The 17,561-nt window shown below is 53.4% G+C and carries 16 protein-coding genes and 1 tRNA gene; 9 read left to right on the top strand and 8 right to left on the bottom strand.

Going from position 1 to position 17,561, the window contains the following annotated elements:
* Window positions 1-28: 28 nt before the first annotated feature.
* The 4 genes from fahA to maiA form a co-directional block, all read right to left on the bottom strand.
* Complete coding sequence (gene fahA, locus JQR86_RS22550; RefSeq protein ID WP_407363564.1) at window positions 29-1,333, bottom strand: fumarylacetoacetase; 1,305 nt, start codon at window positions 1,331-1,333, stop codon at window positions 29-31.
* A complete protein-coding gene (gene hmgA / locus JQR86_RS22545; protein ID WP_434155131.1) occupies window positions 1,330-2,640 on the bottom strand; it encodes a homogentisate 1,2-dioxygenase in 1,311 nt (436 codons plus the stop codon). Before hmgA ends, fahA begins: the two co-directional genes overlap by 4 nt.
* 61 nt (window positions 2,641-2,701) lie before the next feature.
* On the bottom strand, window positions 2,702-3,778 hold the full coding sequence (hppD, locus tag JQR86_RS22540; RefSeq protein WP_407363562.1) for a 4-hydroxyphenylpyruvate dioxygenase: 1,077 nt from the start codon (window positions 3,776-3,778) through the stop codon (window positions 2,702-2,704).
* 129 nt (window positions 3,779-3,907) lie between these two features.
* On the bottom strand, window positions 3,908-4,540 hold the full coding sequence (gene maiA / locus JQR86_RS22535; RefSeq protein WP_434155129.1) for a maleylacetoacetate isomerase: 633 nt from the start codon (window positions 4,538-4,540) through the stop codon (window positions 3,908-3,910).
* Between the two features lie 229 nt (window positions 4,541-4,769).
* Here maiA and JQR86_RS22530 point away from each other — a divergent pair, with 229 nt between their 5' ends.
* The 6 genes from JQR86_RS22530 to JQR86_RS22505 all read left to right on the top strand — a co-directional run bounded on the left by JQR86_RS22530 (window position 4,770) and on the right by JQR86_RS22505 (window position 10,271).
* A complete protein-coding gene (locus JQR86_RS22530) occupies window positions 4,770-5,555 on the top strand; it encodes an IclR family transcriptional regulator (protein ID WP_074828959.1) in 786 nt (261 codons plus the stop codon).
* A gap of 208 nt (window positions 5,556-5,763) precedes the next feature.
* A tRNA-Arg gene (locus JQR86_RS22525) sits at window positions 5,764-5,840 on the top strand.
* A gap of 999 nt (window positions 5,841-6,839) precedes the next feature.
* The gene (locus JQR86_RS22520; RefSeq protein WP_434155128.1) at window positions 6,840-7,997 is read left to right on the top strand and encodes a hypothetical protein; all 1,158 of its coding nucleotides are present in this window, start codon (window positions 6,840-6,842) and stop codon (window positions 7,995-7,997) included.
* Between the two features lie 196 nt (window positions 7,998-8,193).
* Window positions 8,194-8,769, top strand: coding sequence for an MCP four helix bundle domain-containing protein (locus JQR86_RS22515; protein ID WP_434155454.1), 576 nt, complete (start codon window positions 8,194-8,196; stop codon window positions 8,767-8,769).
* A 78-nt stretch (window positions 8,770-8,847) separates the two neighbouring features.
* On the top strand, window positions 8,848-9,867 hold the full coding sequence (locus JQR86_RS22510) for a methyl-accepting chemotaxis protein (RefSeq protein WP_434155453.1): 1,020 nt from the start codon (window positions 8,848-8,850) through the stop codon (window positions 9,865-9,867).
* Window positions 9,868-9,971: 104 nt separating this feature from the next.
* Complete coding sequence (locus tag JQR86_RS22505) at window positions 9,972-10,271, top strand: hypothetical protein (RefSeq protein ID WP_150346324.1); 300 nt, start codon at window positions 9,972-9,974, stop codon at window positions 10,269-10,271.
* A gap of 51 nt (window positions 10,272-10,322) precedes the next feature.
* Here the strand turns inward: JQR86_RS22505 and map are convergent, their stop codons facing one another.
* On the bottom strand, window positions 10,323-11,114 hold the full coding sequence (map, locus tag JQR86_RS22500; RefSeq protein WP_150346325.1) for a type I methionyl aminopeptidase: 792 nt from the start codon (window positions 11,112-11,114) through the stop codon (window positions 10,323-10,325).
* A complete protein-coding gene (locus JQR86_RS22495; RefSeq protein WP_010798714.1) occupies window positions 11,111-11,377 on the bottom strand; it encodes a ParD-like family protein in 267 nt (88 codons plus the stop codon). The genes map and JQR86_RS22495 overlap by 4 nt, the downstream gene beginning before the upstream one ends.
* 210 nt (window positions 11,378-11,587) lie before the next feature.
* On the opposite strand from JQR86_RS22495, the gene JQR86_RS22490 reads away from it, so the two are divergent.
* Window positions 11,588-12,370 carry a sulfite exporter TauE/SafE family protein gene (locus tag JQR86_RS22490; protein ID WP_010798713.1) on the top strand — a complete coding sequence of 261 codons (783 nt, stop codon included), beginning with the start codon at window positions 11,588-11,590 and terminating at the stop codon, window positions 12,368-12,370.
* Between the two features lie 147 nt (window positions 12,371-12,517).
* On the opposite strand, the gene bcsR is transcribed toward JQR86_RS22490, so the two are convergent.
* Complete coding sequence (gene bcsR / locus JQR86_RS22485) at window positions 12,518-12,745, bottom strand: BcsR/BcsP family cellulose biosynthesis protein (protein ID WP_074828942.1); 228 nt, start codon at window positions 12,743-12,745, stop codon at window positions 12,518-12,520.
* A 531-nt stretch (window positions 12,746-13,276) separates the two neighbouring features.
* Between bcsR and JQR86_RS22480 the strand changes: the two genes are divergently transcribed.
* Complete coding sequence (locus tag JQR86_RS22480; RefSeq protein ID WP_434155126.1) at window positions 13,277-13,549, top strand: hypothetical protein; 273 nt, start codon at window positions 13,277-13,279, stop codon at window positions 13,547-13,549.
* 211 nt (window positions 13,550-13,760) lie between these two features.
* On the opposite strand, the gene JQR86_RS22475 is transcribed toward JQR86_RS22480, so the two are convergent.
* The gene (locus JQR86_RS22475) at window positions 13,761-15,179 is read right to left on the bottom strand and encodes a short-chain fatty acid transporter (protein ID WP_150346327.1); all 1,419 of its coding nucleotides are present in this window, start codon (window positions 15,177-15,179) and stop codon (window positions 13,761-13,763) included.
* 268 nt (window positions 15,180-15,447) lie between these two features.
* On the opposite strand from JQR86_RS22475, the gene JQR86_RS22470 reads away from it, so the two are divergent.
* Window positions 15,448-17,559, top strand: a complete 2,112-nt coding sequence (locus tag JQR86_RS22470) for an ATP-binding protein (RefSeq protein WP_434155123.1) — start codon at window positions 15,448-15,450, stop codon at window positions 17,557-17,559.
* The last annotated feature ends 2 nt before the right edge of the window (window positions 17,560-17,561 follow it).

Below are 17,561 nucleotides of genomic sequence, written 5' to 3'. Positions count from 1 at the left end.
GAAGGGCACCGTATAGTGCCCTTTGGTCTCAGCGTGCCGGTTGAATGATACCGGAGCATTCGCCAAATCCGATCGAGGCATAACCTTCACGGTGGCAACGGGCCCGCAGGATAACCTCGTCACCATCCTCCAGGAACGTGCGGGTTTCACCGTTGGGTAGCGTTAGCGGCTGCTTGCCTCCTACGGTTGTTTCCAGCAGGCTTCCATAGCTGTCCGGTTGCTCCCCTGAAAGCGTACCGGAACCGAAAAGATCCCCCGGCTGCAAGCTACATCCATTCACGGTATGGTGAGTAACAAGTTGCGACAGGGTCCAGTACATGTTCAGGCTATTGCTCAAGGCCACGCGTTGAGCCGGTAGGTTCTGCTCACGCATGGCTGCTGTACGCAGTAATACTTCCAGCTCAATGTTCAGCGCGCCCGTTTCCTGGTCGGTTGGATCAAGCAGATAGGAGAGCGGCTGAGGATCACCAGCTGGCCGGGGCGGTTGCGCGCAGCGGAACGGATCCAGGGCTTCGGCGGTAACCACCCAAGGGGAAACCGTCGTAGCAAAACTTTTGGACAGGAACGGGCCCAGCGGTTGGTATTCCCACGCTTGGATATCACGAGCCGACCAGTCATTGAGCAGGCATAGCCCGGCAATATGGTTCTTGGCATTGCCAATTGAGATGGCCTCGCCCCGAGCATTGCCTCGGCCTATCCAGACGCCGAGTTCCAACTCGTAGTCCAGGCGCTTGCAGGGACCGAACACCGGCTCGCTCTGCCCTGGTGGAAGTGTTTGTCCTTTCGGCCTTATGACCGGCGCTCCGGATACGTCAATGGTGGATGCCCGCCCGTGATAGCCGATGGGAACATATTTGTAATTGGGAAGCAGTGGATTATCCGGACGAAACAGTTTGCCCACGTTCGTGGCGTGATGGATTCCTACATAAAAATCGGTGTAGTCACCGACCTTGGCTGGCATATGCAACTGGCAGCTTTTCATTGGGCGCAATAACGTATAGCCCAGCGCGTGCATGCGCGTGCGGTGCAGGCTCGATTCGTCCAGTAATGCCAGTAGCTCTTCGCGTAAAGCACGGCGCTCGGTTGCATCCAACGCGAAAAAGGCGTTTAGCGTGGTGCCTGCTGCGTATTCGGCGGCACACTGCGCCGCGCTGCTGAACAGACCCGCCTCGCAGGCAACACGCATGTCCAGAATATAGTCCCCAATCGCGACACCGCCCCTGGGCGTCTCGCCAGGAGGGCTGAACACGCCGTGGGGCAGATTCTGCAAGGGAAAATCGATATGGCTGTTGGCGGAGGCTACCCAACTCAGACGTGGATTCTCGGTTCTCATAGAGGGTCCTCCCGGTAAAACGTCTTGCCCAACCCTGACCAGCACGCGTCATAGTCAGCCTGTAAGGTTGCGGTTTCCAGAGCATGGCGGGTGGGTCTTAATACCGGCCCGGTCTCAAACATGAAGGCCATGGTGTTATCGATTTTGTGTGGTTTCAGCTCGGCGTTAATCGCCTGGGTCGTCGATACATGATCCGGCCCATGAGCACTCATGCAGCTGTGCAAGGAGGCTCCGCCCGGTGAGAAGCCGTCGGCCTTTGCATCATAGGCACCCTGGATAAGTCCCATGAATTCATTCATCAGGTTGCGATGGAACCAAGGTGGCCGGAAGGTGTTTTCGGCCACCATCCAGCGTGGCGGGAAAATCACGAAATCGATATTTGCCATTCCGTGAGTGCTGCTCGGTGAGGTCAGGACTGTAAAAATGGACGGATCGGGGTGATCAAAACTGACGGTACCGATAGTATTGAAGCGGCGTAGATCATACTTGTAGGGTACGTTGTTGCCGTGCCAGGCCACAACGTCCAGAGGTGAGTGATCCAGCGTGGTCGACCATAGTTCGCCCAGGTATTTCTGTACCAGTTCGGTTGCCTCATCACGCTCTTCGTAAGAGGCCACTGGAGCCATAAAATCGCGTGGATTGGCCAGACCATTACTGCCAATGGGTCCCAGGTCCGGCAGACGAAGCGCCTGCCCATGGTTTTCACAGACATACCCGCTGGCCGCGTCATCGAGCAGTTCGACGCGAAAGCGCATGCCTCGGGGTATAACCGCAATCTCCAGTGGTCCGATCTGTAGAATGCCTAGCTCAGTTGCCAGGCGCAGTCGCCCGGCCTGGGGAACCACCAACCACTCGCCATCGGCATTGAAGAAGACTCGAGACATTGAGCTGTTGGCTGCATAGCGGTAGACGCTTACGCCCGTAGTCTGCGCCGCATCGTGAGTAGCCGTCAGGCATTCCAGCCCGTCGATGAAATCGGTCTGGATCTGCGGCTGGGCGATTGGATTCCAGCGTAGGCGATTGGGTGTTACTTCACCGAGGCCGCCATGTGCCAGCTGCCGGTCAAGGCGCTTGTATTTTGAATGGTTAGCCGACGGGCGAATCCGGTAGAGCCAGGTACGCCGGGCTTCCGTGCGCGGAACGGTGAAGGCAGTTCCTGATAACAGTTCGGTATAAAGACCGTATGGGACCTTTTGAGGTGAGTTCTGCCCAACCGGCAGTGCTCCTGGAAGCGCTTCGCTGGCAAATTCGTTTCCAAAGCCGGACTGATAGGGAAGGGTATCCAGGCCCTGTGCATGTACGTTCATGGCTTGATTCTCATTCTGGGCATGTCCGACAGGGCGGCCGGCGTACCGGCCGCCCATGACCTTACTCGGTAGTTAGCACGCCACGGCGGATCTGATCGCGCTCGATCGACTCGAACAATGCCTTGAAATTGCCTTCGCCAAAGCCGCTATCACCCTTGCGCTGGATAAATTCGAAGAACACCGGACCCAGCAGGGTCTCGGAGAAGATCTGCAGCAGCAGGCGACGCTCACCCCCTTCGGAGGTACCATCCAGTAGGATGCCCCGCGAGCGAAGCTCTTCAGTTGGCTCGCCATGGTTGGGCACGCGGCCTTCAAGCATCTCGTAGTAGGTCTCTGGTGGTGCTGTCATGAAGCGGGTGCCGCAGGCCTTGAGCGCATCCCAGGTCTTGATGAGATCATCGGTCAGAAAGGCAACATGCTGGATACCTTCGCCGTTGAACTGCATGAGAAACTCCTCGATCTGGCCCGCCCCCTTGGAAGACTCTTCGTTCAGCGGAATCCTCACCATGCCGTCTGGCGCAGTCATGGCCTTGGAGGTCAGACCGGTGTATTCACCCTTGATGTCGAAGTAACGAATCTCGCGGAAGTTGAACAGCTTCTCGTAGAAGTCTGCCCAATAGGCCATACGGCCCCGATACACGTTATGGGTCAGGTGGTCGATGATCTTTAAACCAGCCCCGACCGGCTTGCGATCAACACCGTCGAGAAAAACGAAGTCGATGTCATAGATTGAACTGCCCTCCTCGAAACGATCGATCAGGTACAGCGGTGCGCCACCGATGCCCTTGATGGCTGGCAAGCGAAGCTCCATCGGACCGGTAGGAATGTCTACGGCTTGAGCGCCGATTTCCAGTGCCTTGTAGTAAGCCTGGTGAGCATCACGCACACGAAAGGCCATACCGCACACGGAAGGGCCATGTTCAGCAGCAAAATAGGCCGCATGGCTCTTGGGTTCACGGTTGACAATGGCATTGATATCACCCTGACGATACAGCGCAACGTCCTTGGAACGGTGGTTGGCTACGTGGGTAAAACCAATACTTTCCAGTACAGGCTCGATGACGTTAGGGGTCGGGGAGGCGAATTCAATGAACTCGAAACCCATGAGGCCCATGGGGTTTTCAAATAGATCGGCCATGACAGGCTCCTGCATGAACAAATGGATTAGGTAAGGAAAATCAGTACCCAGACCATGGCGGCGCGCAGGAGAGGCCACGGGTGCTGCGAGCCAGGTGCTCGCCCATCAGAAGCTTGAAGCCAAAGGGTTTCATAGCGGTCGATCCGCCTGAGCGTCGGGGTGAGCCTGCTGGAACGCCGGATGTTCTAACGCCAGGCGTTCAATCCGAGCAATTCGAGGCAACGATTCCAGCGACACGTTGAAACGGTGCGCAGCATAAAGCTGTGGCAGCAGATATACATCGGCAAGGCCTACTTCACCAAAGCAGAAGCCTTCATCGCCTATCAACGTCTCTACAGCGCTAAGTCCCTCACTGATCCAGTGCGTAATCCAGGCGGATACGTCTGCCTCGGCAATGTTCAACTGGCGCAGGCGGTTCAGTACCGACACGTTATGCAGGGGATGAATATCGCAGCCAATAATGGCCGCTACGCTCCGATGTCGGGCGCGTGCGAGTATATCTTCTGGCAGCAGAGGCGTTTCGGGGTAGCGCTCTTCCAGGTATTCCAGGATAGCGGGCGATTGAGGAATCAGTGTGTCTTCATCCGTGCGCAGCAGCGGGACACGACCTTGTGGATTGAGTGCAAGGTAGTCCGAACGCCGATGTTCACCGCCATCCTTGATGAGGTTTACCGGTATCGCCTCGTAAGGCAGCCCCTTGAGCGCCAGGGCAATGCGCACGCGATAGGACGAAGTGGAACGGTAATAGGTAAAGAGATCCATGACTTACACCGCTTTTATTAGCGACTCCTATGAGTCTTTTATAATGCGTAAATCAGTTACGTTTAATGGAATGTGCGCTAAGACCTTGTGGCTTGTCAAGCCAGGCAGACATTCATGATTAAAGGGTTGCCTTGTACATCAAGGATTCTGTAAGCGTTGCTTGCTTGTAAATTGAATCCTGATGGCGGTCACGCTATAACACCGCCTCCCCACAGTAGCGGTTGTAGACATGGCAAACGAATCAAAGGCCCCTGAATCGTCCCGACGCCAAAAGGTTCAGTCGGCTGAGGTCGGTACCGATATTCTCAAGGGGCTGGCTGATCTGGCGCCAGCGACGTCGTTATCCAAGCTTGCAGAGCATCTTGAAATGCCCGCCAGCAAGGTACACCGCTACTTGCAGGCACTGATTGCCAGTGGGTTTGCCGAGCAGGACGAGGCCACCAATCATTATGGTCTCGGCCCGGCGGCGTTGTATGTTGGCATGGCAGCCCTGGGGCGTCTGGATGTTGTGAAAGTGAGTGTTCCAAGGCTGGCCACACTGCGTGATGCAGTCAATGAAACATGCTTTCTAGCGGTGTGGGGCAACCACGGTCCGGCAGTGGTGCATGTGGAGCAGGCCGTCCGTGCAGTAACGCTGGTAACGCAGGTGGGCTCCGTACTTCCATTGCTGAGTTCTTCTACGGGGCTGGTCTTTAATGCGTTCCTGCCGGATAGCGAAACGGCTCCGTTAAGAAAGCAGGCGCTACGTCAGGCGGGCGCACCCACTCAAAAAGTGCTGGCTGACACTATGGCGTCTATCCGTGCTCATCGACTGCACTCGATTCATGGCCTGCTCATGGAGGGAGTCAATGCGCTTTCGGCACCGGTGTTTGCCGCGGGGAATCGGCTTGTAGGTGTATTGACCATCGTAGGGGCGGCACAAAGCTTTTCTGCCGAGCCCGGTAGTTTGGCTGCACAACGGTTGCTTGAAACCGCCGAGGCGATCAGCCAACGAATGGGCGGATCCTTCGCCTAAATACAGCAGGTAAACGTTAGAAGAACGTTGGCCAGCAGCGTGGAGCCTGGCGCGTCACAGCCGCTTATCAGGTTTGGTTTGCTGGAGAAGAAAGGGGCAATGGGCTTATGCATATGCCTCTTTTGTAGGTGCTATTTTCTATCTAGCTGATTTTATTGAAAAAATAGCTTTACAACTTCAGAAATATCCCTATACTGGCACCCATAGCGCGCTCGTAGCTCAGCTGGATAGAGTACTCGGCTACGAACCGAGCGGTCAGAGGTTCGAATCCTCTCGAGCGCGCCATCTCCTAAAAGGGCTTGTAGAAATACAAGCCCTTTTTCATGCCTACAAGAAAGGCTTTCGCTTGAGTTGAATTCCCTCCTGCCTGCTTGCTCGTGAATCGACTTGCGCTCAAGGTAAAATTCATAGGTTGCTCATATAATTACAGTTCTCTACTTCATCAATCTTGGAAAAGCCTGGCTTAATAAAAACGTCCGCTCATTTAATAAAGGTCAATGCGATTTATACATGCCTTGTGCATTGAAATCATTGTTACTCCTAAGTCAATTGTTATCTGACGGGTATTAAGCACCTGTTAAATATTGAGCTCGGAGCGGCTAAAGATGACTGGATTATCACCCGGGATGACCGTATTTGATTGTTTCAGTCTGTTGATGAAATGACATGTTAATGCCTAAGCATAACTGATAGCTGTTGTTGTTAGTTAATAAAGTTAACGCTTCTGCTGCTCTGAATTATCGTTATTTTTAGCCGATTGGCCAGTTTAGCGCTGACATTAGAAATAAGTATGTTGGATAATATGGGTTCATTTGAGTGATGCTCTTGCATCCCTTGGTGCAGCAGGAGCCATATGGCCAACTCCTGTGCTTAAAGCCAGGCTTAATCAGGTTTCTATGCTGCAGCAAGGAGCCCGTCAGCGGGTAGACCTGAGCTCATTATTCCAACAGCTGGTGATGAGTTGAATAACGTACGTCTGGATAAAATATGAAGACGGTATTAATTCCTTTTTGAAGGAATATAGATAAAGAATTAATATTATGGCAACTAGCTATATTCAAGCCGCCTTTGTGCAACAGTAAGGCAAATAAGAAAGATTGCTAAAGTGCTAAGTAAATCCTTTCGTCGGGCTGTATGGTAATAGACTTACCGACAGCTACGCTTGTACTACCAGTATTCACTGGAAAGCTAAAGAGCAAACGGAAAGCTTGTTGTTTCGTTTGGTCGCCGACCTCTCTATAAAGAGGGGTTGATCTAACTGGGCATGCTTATAAGGAATTCGATATGCGTCGTTTCAACATGCTTGCGGCCATTTCCATGGCCTTTATCTCTGCCTCTGCTGTTGCTCAAATGCATGTATCGGAAATTAACCAAGCTGGTGATGGCAATACGGCAGAGCTGGTTCAAACCGGTACGTCCCACCAGGCGCAGCAAACTCAGTTGGGTAACAACAGCTATCAGCGTATCGAACAGGATGGGACCGGCCATTCCGCCACGGTCTTTCAGGACGAAACCACCGATGAGGCTCATGCAACTGTTTTGCAGAGCGGCGATAATCAGACGGCTCAGATTTATCAACGAGGCGATACGTACGTTACCCTCAACCAGTCAGGCAGTTCCAATCAGTTTACTTTTGATGGCTCAGCGGTATATGGCGGTTATGTAGAAAGTACCCAAGAAGGTACAGGCAACGTGCACACGATTGTTCGCTCCGGTGATTATTGGGCTGCGATCTATACTACTTCCATAGGTAACGCCAACACTATTACGGTTGACCAAGATACCGGCGGTCTCGCTAGAGGATTCTCGGCAACCCAGACAGGTGACAATAACGCTGTTACCGCAACGCAGCGTGATACGGAGTCCATAGCCAATATCCAACAGCTGGGAAATGGCAACAGTGCAGTACTCGAGCAGTATGGTACTAGTCCGAAAGATCTTGGAGTGGGGGCTGTATTAACAACCTTGACTCAAGAGGGAGATGGCAATACGGCCAATGTTATCCAAACACTTAATGCGTATGCAGATCTTAACCAAACGGGTAACAACAACGCGGTCAACGTAGACCAGAGCGGGCTAGCCAGCATGTCGTTTGGATCTGCTGCGGCCAGGCTTACAACTAATCAACTCGGCGATAATAATATTCTGAATGTAGACCAGTCTGCTCGCAGTGGAGACAACCAAATCACTGCTACACAAGATGGCAATGGAAACACCATGGATCTGGTGCAGGCCGGCGTTGAGAATAGCTCCCTGGATGTATCGCAGATAGGCGATGACAACTACATGAGCCTCACACAACGCCAGACCATCAATGACAACTTCCAGCTAACCCAGCAAGGGTCAGGCCTGTCTGTTACGTTGGAGCGCACCGGGCAGGGTAATCAGGCAACCTTGATGCAGACCGGGTTGAGCAATACAGCTACGTTGACCCAACACTGATCAGGAAGGGTTCAAGCATTTGCTCTCTGCCAGCATTGCTGGGTTGAAAGGCCTGGCAGTGCTGGCCTGTAGGCTTTCTTTATTATATGCAGGCCGACGACAGTCAAGCAGGGGGATGAGCTGTCATTAAGCTATCATGATCGGCTGATATAAGCGGGGCAGTCTTTATTGCCATGGTTGTCGTCGTTCCGTGAACATGCCATTAAGTGTCCTGCGCTTTTTCAAGTCTTCTGCATCCCTTCCACTTCTGCGCCGTATGGGCATCAGGAATCGCCTGATTGTCTGCTTTGGGGTTACGGCCGCGCTGTTCGTAGGGTTGGGCAGCTTCTGTCTTATACAGATGCACGAGATTCGCCAGCAGGGCGAGATGATCGAAAGCGGAGCGCTTGCCAACATTGCACTGGCAGATGCCATTGCAATTGATCTGGGCAAACTACGCACAGAATCCCAGCGATTTCTGACCAGTACGGAAGATTCATCGGTATTGATCAATGGGAAAATTGCTGTCGAGCAGCTAACGGGACAACTTGAGCAGAACTTCCAACTCTATTCGCAGCAGGCTTCGGATGCTACCCAGCGCGACTCGATCAGGGCGCTTCAGGACGCCTACCAGGTTTTTCTTTCGGGTCTGCGAGATGAGATGGGGCTGATTGAACAGGGCAGGGCCCAGGATGCGCATATGCTTTCTGATACGACCTTGAGCATGCAGGGCGATCTGATGGATATGCAGGTGCAGTTGTTGAGAGAGTTGAATAAGCAGAGTGCTGCCTAATCCATCACCTCGGCACAGGCGCATTATCAACAGACGCGCTTGATTGCCCTTGTCACCATTGGGACAGTGCTGGCACTCATGATGATCTTGGCCTGGCGGCTGAGTGTCAGCATACTGGTGCCCTTGCGACAGGCTGTGGCGATCACCGAAGTCATCGCTGAGGGAGATCTGAGTCAGTCTATTCAGTCGCAAGGTAAAGACGAGGCGGCTCGGCTGTTGCAGGCACTGGCGCGCATGCAGGGTAGTCTGCACGAGACGCTGTCACATATCGAATCGGCGTCTTCACAGCTTACTACTGCCGCGCATGAGATGAGTGCTGTCATGGAAAGCAGCGCTTGTCATCTGCAACAGCAAAACCATGAGGTAAGCCAGGCCGTTGAGGCTATGGCGCAAATGAGCCAAGCTGTAGAAGAGGTTGCGCTTAGCGCTGCCAATACCTCACAGAATTCGCTTGCCTCCAGCGAGGCCGCCATATTGGGCAAACGCGAGCTTACCGACACCATTGTCTCCATCAAGCAATTGGCAGGCAGTGTATTAGGGGCTTCCGAGCAGGCGGCCGGGCTGGCTGAAAAGACGCAGAGCGTTACCCGAATACTGGATGTCATTCGATCTGTTTCGGAACAGACCAACCTGCTTGCCTTGAACGCGGCCATTGAGGCTGCACGCGCCGGTGAGCAGGGCAGAGGCTTTGCTGTGGTAGCCGATGAAGTGCGTGCCCTGGCACTACGTACGCGGGCCTCCACCAACGAAATCGAAGCGTTGGTCCATGACGTGAATCAAGGTACTCAACAGAACGTTGCCAGTCTTCAATCCTCTGCAGAGCACGCCTGTCATACCTTGCAGCAGGCGGAAGCGACTGACCGGGCACTGCTTGAGATTACGACTGCCAGCGAGGCTATTCGTGAGCAGAATAGAACCATTGCAGCAGGCGCTAATGAGCAGGTTCAGATTGCGCATATTGTCGATAGCGCCTTGGCCAGTATTCGAACGTTGTCTACCCAGACGGCGACAGGTGCAATGCAAACCAGTCGCTCCAGTATAGAGTTGCTTGCATTGGCCTCGGAGCTTAACCGGACGGTCCAGCGGTTTCGCCTGTAAGGAAATTAGTTAGCTAATCAATAAATTGTTACGGTTAGGAAGAAACTCAACGAGTAATCGGTATTCCAAGCGGATGACGTTTTAGCTGATAAGTTGAGTTATCCATGTTGAAGTATCTATCCGTTGCCGTAATGACTGCCCTTCTACTTCCCTTGGCGGGCTGTGACAAACCTTCCGAGCAGAAGGCGCAGGACGCTGCCCAGCATACGCAGAATGCCCAGGAACATCAGGAAAAAGCGGCAGCAGCTGAGAATCCTACCGAGCGACAGACACATACCAACGCTGCGCAGGAGCAAAAGCAGGAAGCGGTTGAAGATCAGCAGAAGGCAGATGCGGCGTTGTCTAATGAGTCAGCGGTAGGCTCGACACATCCAGACGAAGCGACCCGTACCCAGGCACAATAAATCATCCTGGCAGGGCGCCCATCGCAGCCCTGCCGACTGTGTCATCGTCGATTAGACGATGGGGGTATAACCGCTGGGGCTATCTGGCCATGGCGTTAGCACTTCAAACCCGCTCTCTGTCACGACGACCATATGCTCCCATTGCGCCGAGAGCGAACGATCCTTGGTAATGACCGTCCAGCCATCACCTAGAGTCTTGGTCTGGTGCTTGCCGGCATTGAGCATAGGCTCGATGGTAAACATCATTCCTGTGCGCAGCTTCATCCCTTCGCCACGGTTGCCAAAGTGCAGCACCTGAGGCTCGTCGTGATAAACCTTACCGATCCCGTGCCCGCAGTATTCACGAACGACACTAAAGCCGTCACGGTGCGCGACGGTCTGGATCGCATGACCGATGTCTCCCAACGTTGCGCCGGGCTTGACCTCACGAATACCTGCACACATGGCTTCGTAAGTCGTTTCCACTAGGCGGCGTGCCTGAGTAGAGGGCTCCCCTACAAAGTACATGCGACTGGTATCGCCGTACCAGCCATCCTTGATGACCGCTACATCGATATTGACGATATCGCCATCCTTCAGTGTCTCAGAAGAAGGAATACCGTGGCAGATCACATGATTGACTGAAGTGCAGACCGTTTTCGGAAATCCGTGATAACCAATATTGGCCGGAACGGCTTTTTGTACGTTTACGATATAGTCATGACACAAGCGGTCTAGTTCTTCGGTCGTTACGCCAGGTTTCACGTGCTCGGCAATCATCGCTAGCACATCGGCTGCCAGCTTGCCTGCCTTGCGCGCCATGGCAATTTCTTCAGGTGTCTTTATCGAAACCGCTTTTCTCATCGTCCGGCTCCCGCCTGTTTGATTGTTGCTTGGACGTGTGGGGCATCTTCCATCGCGCTCAGGCAGTTCAGGTCAAAACCGCCTTGTTGCTCCAGACTGATCAGCAGCTTGCAGATATCCCGATGGTTCAGCTCAGGATAGAGTTCCGCCAGCATGCCTACTCGTAGCCAGTGCTCCGCCTGAGCATTGATGGAGCGGCAAAGTGCATTACTGGCGATACGCAGGTTTTCATGCATACCTTCCGAGACTTTGACAATACCCATCCATTCACCCTATATGAAATATATATGATCCATATACTAACGTGTATGACTGCGTAGGAAAATGGACGTTCCATGGGATTAATGGAGGATGGCTGTGCCTTTTTTAAATTAAATGGTTATAAGCAAGATCATATTTATATAAGCGAGCTCTTTATAAGTCGTTATGCTGCGTGCCAGTTTTTGCAGAACATGTGTCTTTAGGAAGTGATGATGGATTTCGGCGCTGGAGGTTTTGTTGTCGCAGGCTTGGTGGTCGGCTTTATTGTTGGGATGACAGGCGTAGGCGGTGGTTCCCTGATGACTCCTATCCTATTGTGGTTTGGCATCAATCCGGCCGCTGCCGTAGGAACTGATCTGCTGTATGCCGCGGTGACAAAGGCAGGCGGTGTCTGGGTGCATCAGCGCAACAAGAATATCGACTGGTCTGTGACAGGCTGGCTGGCGCTGGGAAGTCTGCCGGCCGCTGCATTAACACTGTGGTTGTTGAGTCGCTTGCACTCCGATCCGCAGGCACTAAATGCGATCATCAAGCATGGTTTGGGTATTGTTCTGTTCATGACAGCCTTTGCCATTCTTTTCAAGAAACAGCTGTTTGCCTTTGTAGGCCGGCATGCCAATGACAGCTTTCACTTGAGCCCGAAAAAGCTCAATACGCTGACATTTATCACTGGTGTTGTGCTTGGCGCCATGGTGACGCTGACGTCCATTGGCGCAGGCGCTTTAGGTACCGTGGCGCTGTTCATGCTGTATCCCTTCCTGGCTACTCGACGCCTGGTGGGTACAGAAATCGCACATGCCGTACCTTTGACGCTGATTGCAGGACTGGGCCATGCCAGCATGGGCAACATGGATTGGCCTATTCTAGGCTATCTGCTGATGGGCTCACTGCCAGGCATCTTTATGGGCAGTCACCTTTCCGGTCGAATTCCTGATGGAATATTGCGTCCGTGCCTTGCCGTTATGCTGATGGTGATCGGGTACAAACTGCTCTGACCTCTCCTTGTGAGTGGTCTGAGGGCTTCAGGCCACTCACTTGCTAACGCCTTCCGAATAAAAATAAATAGCCAGAAGAGAGCTATTTCTGCCGATATATCCGCGGTACTGCTCTTTTCTATGCCATGCGGATCCGCTTCAGCCTTATCAGAGATAGGCTGGAAGCGGATTGATGATCGTCTCGTAACCGACCAGCGACGGCTGAAGGGTTTCCATCAACAATGGCCAATGTGCCATCGCTGACTGAAAGTTTTGGACAGCCTGGATTTCAAGATACTGCAACCCTTGCAAATCAAAGCATTTGGCCAGATTAGTGACGTCCTCACGGGTATCCAATGTATGGATGGAAGCGTCGAGTACTTGAAGAGCGTTCATCGTGGTTTCCAGGCTGACAGATTATTTGACGCAACGGTCATTACACTGTTGCCTGCAGCAACCGGCGTGCCAGACCATCAGTGCCAGAGCACCATCAAGCCAAACGCTGACAGAAGGCATAGTCCGCTAATGGCCATCAGCAGCAGGTCCACAGGATCCCATTCACTCATGCTAGTGGTCGTCGTTGGGACGTAAGTAGCTGGATGAAGCGTTCAGGACGGAAGCGATCAGATTATTCATCCTTATGCCGTCTAAGCTCGGTGTGAATCGCAACCCCTGTAGCCACAAGGCCTATTATGGCCAGGCAGGCAATAGGGCGGCCCGGCGTTAACACCTGGGTTGTACAAAGGGTGGTGAGGTTAGTAAAGAAGTCCATATCCAGCATCCTGCTTTTTGCTTTCTGAAAGGCGAAGAGAAAGCCATTCCTGTTCCGGCATGGTGAGTAACAGTAACCTCACGCGTGACCAGACTCATTCCGTATCGGTTATGGGTAGGTTCATGCTGCGCAACGACCGCGCCTGAGCCCCCCCTATGATTGATGTCGTGATGATATCAATGGCGGCAGCAAAGCTCAAAGGTTCAAAAGTCGCATGGACTTTGGGGCAAGCGTTTACGAATGTGTCATGCAAGCGCCAGACGGGCAGAGGCGTTATGACAAGCTCAATTCCTGGGAGGCTTTTTGCTCAGGAAGGCTTCTCGAAGAATAAACACAGAAACGATGATGAGACCGTATCCTTCGAACTGGAGCATCGTGTCATTGGGCTTGTAAAGCAGACACGTTACACCCACTGCCGTGAAGAATAGGCCGAGGCAGTACAACAACCTTATTTACCTCTAAAAGACATGCTGGAGCCAGAGCTGGACCTACTTGAAGATAGCGCTCTTGAGCGTAAGGGGGGCTAGCCACAAAATGAGAAGTGGCTAGCAAACTTGATATCAATATGACATTGGTGGACTTAATCTGTACAGCTGTCTCGTCTGTTCAAACGACCGTTCATCATCTGTGGTGGATTCATCAAGGCATGACTGGTGGCAGATACGTCAGGGTGGCCCCCAATGCCCATAAAAGAATCAGCACCAACGGAATATGCGCCAGCATCTGCATGAAGGTAAAACCGATAAGGTCGCGCGCCTTGAGCCCCAGAACGCCTAGTAAAGGCAGCATATAAAAGGGGTTTATCAAATTGGGTAGCGCTTCAGCTGCGTTGTAGATCTGGACTGCCCAGCCCAGGTGGTAGTGCAAGTCATTGGCAACCTGCATGACGTAAGGCGCCTCGATGATCCATTTACCCCCGCCTGAAGGAATAAAGAAACCCAGGATAGCTGAATAGACGCCCATCAGGACCGCAAATGTATCGTGTGAGGCCAGTTGAACGAAGAAGGCGGAAATATGGTGGGCAAGCGTCTGACCATCACTTCCTGTCGCCTTTGTCATGATCGCAGCAATGGAGCCATAGAGGGGAAACTGGATCAGGACACCGGTAGTGGTCGGCACAGCACGCGCCACTGCATCGAGAAAATGACGAGGACGCCAATGCAGAAGCGCACCAAGCGTCAGAAATAACAGATTGTAGGTGTTGAGCCCTGAAATGGCCTCAATGGCAGGCTTGGAAGCAAACTCCTGCCAAAGCCACCCCAGCGCTAGCAGCACAATGATAATGGTCAGAAGCGGGCTATGCTCCAGCCATTCGCCTGGGCGTGTTCGCACTAGCCGAGCCGGCGTTTCCAGCACGGGATCGACTCCACACTCACGCGCAGTACGAGCAGTCAATTCTCCAGGCGCAGTAGCATATGCAATGATCAGCGACAGCACGATCAGCGCAAGCAGCATGACGCCTGACTGCCAGAGGAAAATGGTTTCCGTAAAGGGGATAACACCGGTAATCGCCAGAACAGACGGGGGCAGGCTCCCCGGATTTGCCTGCAACTGGGCCGCTGAGGACGACAGACCCAAGGCCCATACGGCGCCCAGCCCGAGATAGGCCGCTGCACCTGCGGCCCGGTAATCCATTTTCAAATCGACACGTCGGGCAAGGGCCCTTACCAGGAGCCCTCCAAAGACCAGGCTGAGCCCCCAATTGAGCAGAGAAGCCAGCATCGAAATGAGCGCTACCCAACAGACAGCCGATCGCCCATTGCGTGGGATGCGAGCCAGCCAGTCGATCAGGCGGGCCGCAGGCGCTGAGCTGGCCACAACGTAGCCGCCGATCACTACAAACGCCATTTGCATGGTGAAGGGAATCAGGCTCCAGAATCCGTCGCCAAATGCCTTGGCTGTTCCTGAGGCCGGTGTACCGAGCAGGGTGGCGGCAAGCGCCACCACAACCACGGCGACAGCGGCAAAGACCCAGGAGTCAGGGAACCAGCGCTCAGCCCAATGCGCACAACGTAACGCCAGACGAGCAGAAAATCGCTCTTCAATATGAACGGACATGTAATCTCCTTATAGCTTTTGTTGTTGATTACCCGTGTAGCGCATTGCCATTTGCCTGACCGCGCCCAGGACCTATAGAGGGTAGCGCTTACCGGTGTGTTTTACTTGGCGGTTTTCACCGTGAACGGATATCTACTTGAAAAGGTTGCTATCGTTGCCGGATAGACCGACATAGCCGCCGCTTCGTTTGTTTAGAATTGTTGTTTGTTGCTGTGGTCGTATCTGGACACCAACATACTAAACAGGCCCTTTTCCTAAGAGACAATCCATGCAATTTCTAAGGGACGATTATGGTTGCCTGGGCTGGAGCGGTGAGATGGCCGAGCGTATCCGGTCTTTCGACTGGTCTCGTACGGATCTCGGTCCCATTGAACAGTGGTCCAAAAGTCTGAGTGCTGCCGTCCAGTTTCTACTGGCTTCTCCTGTTCCCCTCGTCATGTTGTGGGGACGGCCTGGCTATATGATTTATAACGATGCCTATGCCGTGTTTGCGGCGGGACGTCATCCTTTTCTTCTCGGCTCGCCAGTCGAGATCGGTTGGCCGGAAGTTGCCGAATTCAATCGGAACGTGGTTGATACCTGTCTGGCTGGCGGTACGCTCTCTTACCGGAACAAAGAGCTTGTATTGTTTCGTAATGGGCGTCCGGAAGACGTCTCGATGGACCTCTACTATAGTCCGGTGCCTGAGGATGACGGCATGCCGGCTGGCGTCATGGCCATCGTTATCGAAACCACTCAACATGTTTTGTCGGAGCGGCGACGTCAGGAGGCCGAGCGTTCTTTTCGGGCAACGAATGAACGACTGCAACTGGCATTGAACTCCGGCGCGCTCCTGGGACTGTTCGTCTGGGATATCAAAGCACAATCCCTGACTGGAGATGAGCGCTTCGCACGAACCTTTTCATACCCCGTAGACGAAGCGGCGGCAGGCATTCCCATTCAGATCGCCAGCGGCTTCATTCATCCGGACGACCTGGAAAAGATCCGGATGCATATCAGGCAGACCTTTGATCAAGGCGGCGCGTTTAATGCCGAATGTCGTATCCGCCGCCCGAACGGCCTTTTCCGCTGGGTTTTAGCGAGTGGTCTGTGCGAGTTTGACGAGCGTGGAGAGCCGTTTCGCTTTCCCGGTGTTCTGATCGATATTCATGAACGCAAAATGGCGGAAGAGGCTCTTTATCAACTGACGCGCAATCTGGAGCAGCGGGTCGCTGCTGAAGTGCAGGCCCGCTCGTTGGCAGAAGAGCAGCTCCGGCAATCACAAAAGCTGGAGGCGATTGGCGGACTGACCGGAGGCGTTGCACATGACTTCAATAATGTCCTGCAGGTCATTTCGAGCAACCTGCATCTGCTGGCTCGTCAGGAAAAGGACAACCCTCGTGTACAGAGCCGCGTAGAGGCTGCCATCAATGCGGTGGAGCGAGGAGCCAAGCTGTCTTCCCAACTATTGGCCTTTGCCCGTCGCCAAGCCTTATCACCCGGCGTTTACAACCCAGCCCATATTTTCGAAGGGCTGGAGGAGCTCCTTCAGCGTGCACTGGGCGAGACCATCGAAATCGATATGTCCCTGCCTGACAATGCCTGGTGCATACACGTTGATCGTAACCAGTTGGAAAACGCTATTCTCAATCTGGCCATCAATGCCCGTGATGCGATGGATGGGGAAGGGCTGATCAGCGTTCATGGCGACAATGTCGTGCTGGATGAAGATTACTGTGCAGGCAAGGACATCAGTCCTGGGGACTACCTCTGCCTGTCCGTTGCCGATTCGGGCGAAGGTATGAAGCCAGAAGTGCTGGAGCACGTCTTCGAGCCATTCTTCACGACCAAGGCTGAAGGGCAGGGTACGGGACTTGGTCTTAGCATGGTGTTTGGCTTCGTCAAGCAGAGTGGGGGCCATATTGATATTCAGAGCGCCCCTGGATGCGGTACGACGGTACGGATGTATTTCGCACGCAGTCACAAACAGGCCGAAGAAGATGACCAGGGCAAACATGACTATACACTTGAGGGGCGGGAAACCATCCTGGTAGTAGAGGATAATGAAGGTGTTCGATTCTCTGTTGTAGAGTTACTGCAGCAGGCCGGTTATGACGTGGCGCAAGCGCCTGATGCGGACGTGGCCATGCAGCTGCTGGAAGCCGGAACGAGGGTTGATTTGATTTTCACGGATGTCGTGATGCCCGGTCGGCTCAAAAGTACGGATCTGGCGGCATGGGCTCAGATGCAGGAACCTGCAATACCGGTATTGTTTACCTCAGGCCATACTCGGGACATCCTTTCGCAGAACAACACGTTGGCTCCTAATATCCATTTGCTTACCAAACCCTATCGTCCCGAGGATCTCTCTGCCATGGTGCGTACTGCTCTGAGAGGATAGGC

Origin of the sequence: Pseudomonas sp. JZ134, from assembly GCF_051027695.1 — a bacterium.
GTDB lineage: Bacteria > Pseudomonadota > Gammaproteobacteria > Pseudomonadales > Pseudomonadaceae > Chryseomonas > Chryseomonas luteola.
This window is presented reverse-complemented; position numbering and strand designations above follow the sequence as displayed.

What these genes read in the sequence shown, in the direction of transcription:
- map (WP_150346325.1), bottom strand. Translation starts at nt 11,114, where the DNA reads ATGAGAAAAGCGGTTTCGATAAAGACACCTGAAGAAATTGCCATGGCG.
- hppD (WP_407363562.1), bottom strand. Translation starts at nt 3,778, where the DNA reads ATGGCCGATCTATTTGAAAACCCCATGGGCCTCATGGGTTTCGAGTTC.
- hmgA (WP_434155131.1), bottom strand. Translation starts at nt 2,640, where the DNA reads ATGAACGTACATGCACAGGGCCTGGATACCCTTCCCTATCAGTCCGGC.
- JQR86_RS22480 (WP_434155126.1), top strand. Translation starts at nt 13,277, where the DNA reads ATGATTGATGTCGTGATGATATCAATGGCGGCAGCAAAGCTCAAAGGT.
- JQR86_RS22505 (WP_150346324.1), top strand. Translation starts at nt 9,972, where the DNA reads ATGTTGAAGTATCTATCCGTTGCCGTAATGACTGCCCTTCTACTTCCC.
- JQR86_RS22470 (WP_434155123.1), top strand. Translation starts at nt 15,448, where the DNA reads ATGCAATTTCTAAGGGACGATTATGGTTGCCTGGGCTGGAGCGGTGAG.
- JQR86_RS22475 (WP_150346327.1), bottom strand. Translation starts at nt 15,179, where the DNA reads ATGTCCGTTCATATTGAAGAGCGATTTTCTGCTCGTCTGGCGTTACGT.
- JQR86_RS22490 (WP_010798713.1), top strand. Translation starts at nt 11,588, where the DNA reads ATGGATTTCGGCGCTGGAGGTTTTGTTGTCGCAGGCTTGGTGGTCGGC.
- JQR86_RS22530 (WP_074828959.1), top strand. Translation starts at nt 4,770, where the DNA reads ATGGCAAACGAATCAAAGGCCCCTGAATCGTCCCGACGCCAAAAGGTT.
- JQR86_RS22520 (WP_434155128.1), top strand. Translation starts at nt 6,840, where the DNA reads ATGCGTCGTTTCAACATGCTTGCGGCCATTTCCATGGCCTTTATCTCT.
- fahA (WP_407363564.1), bottom strand. Translation starts at nt 1,333, where the DNA reads ATGAGAACCGAGAATCCACGTCTGAGTTGGGTAGCCTCCGCCAACAGC.
- maiA (WP_434155129.1), bottom strand. Translation starts at nt 4,540, where the DNA reads ATGGATCTCTTTACCTATTACCGTTCCACTTCGTCCTATCGCGTGCGC.
- JQR86_RS22515 (WP_434155454.1), top strand. Translation starts at nt 8,194, where the DNA reads ATGCCATTAAGTGTCCTGCGCTTTTTCAAGTCTTCTGCATCCCTTCCA.
- JQR86_RS22495 (WP_010798714.1), bottom strand. Translation starts at nt 11,377, where the DNA reads ATGGGTATTGTCAAAGTCTCGGAAGGTATGCATGAAAACCTGCGTATC.
- bcsR (WP_074828942.1), bottom strand. Translation starts at nt 12,745, where the DNA reads ATGAACGCTCTTCAAGTACTCGACGCTTCCATCCATACATTGGATACC.
- JQR86_RS22510 (WP_434155453.1), top strand. Translation starts at nt 8,848, where the DNA reads ATGATGATCTTGGCCTGGCGGCTGAGTGTCAGCATACTGGTGCCCTTG.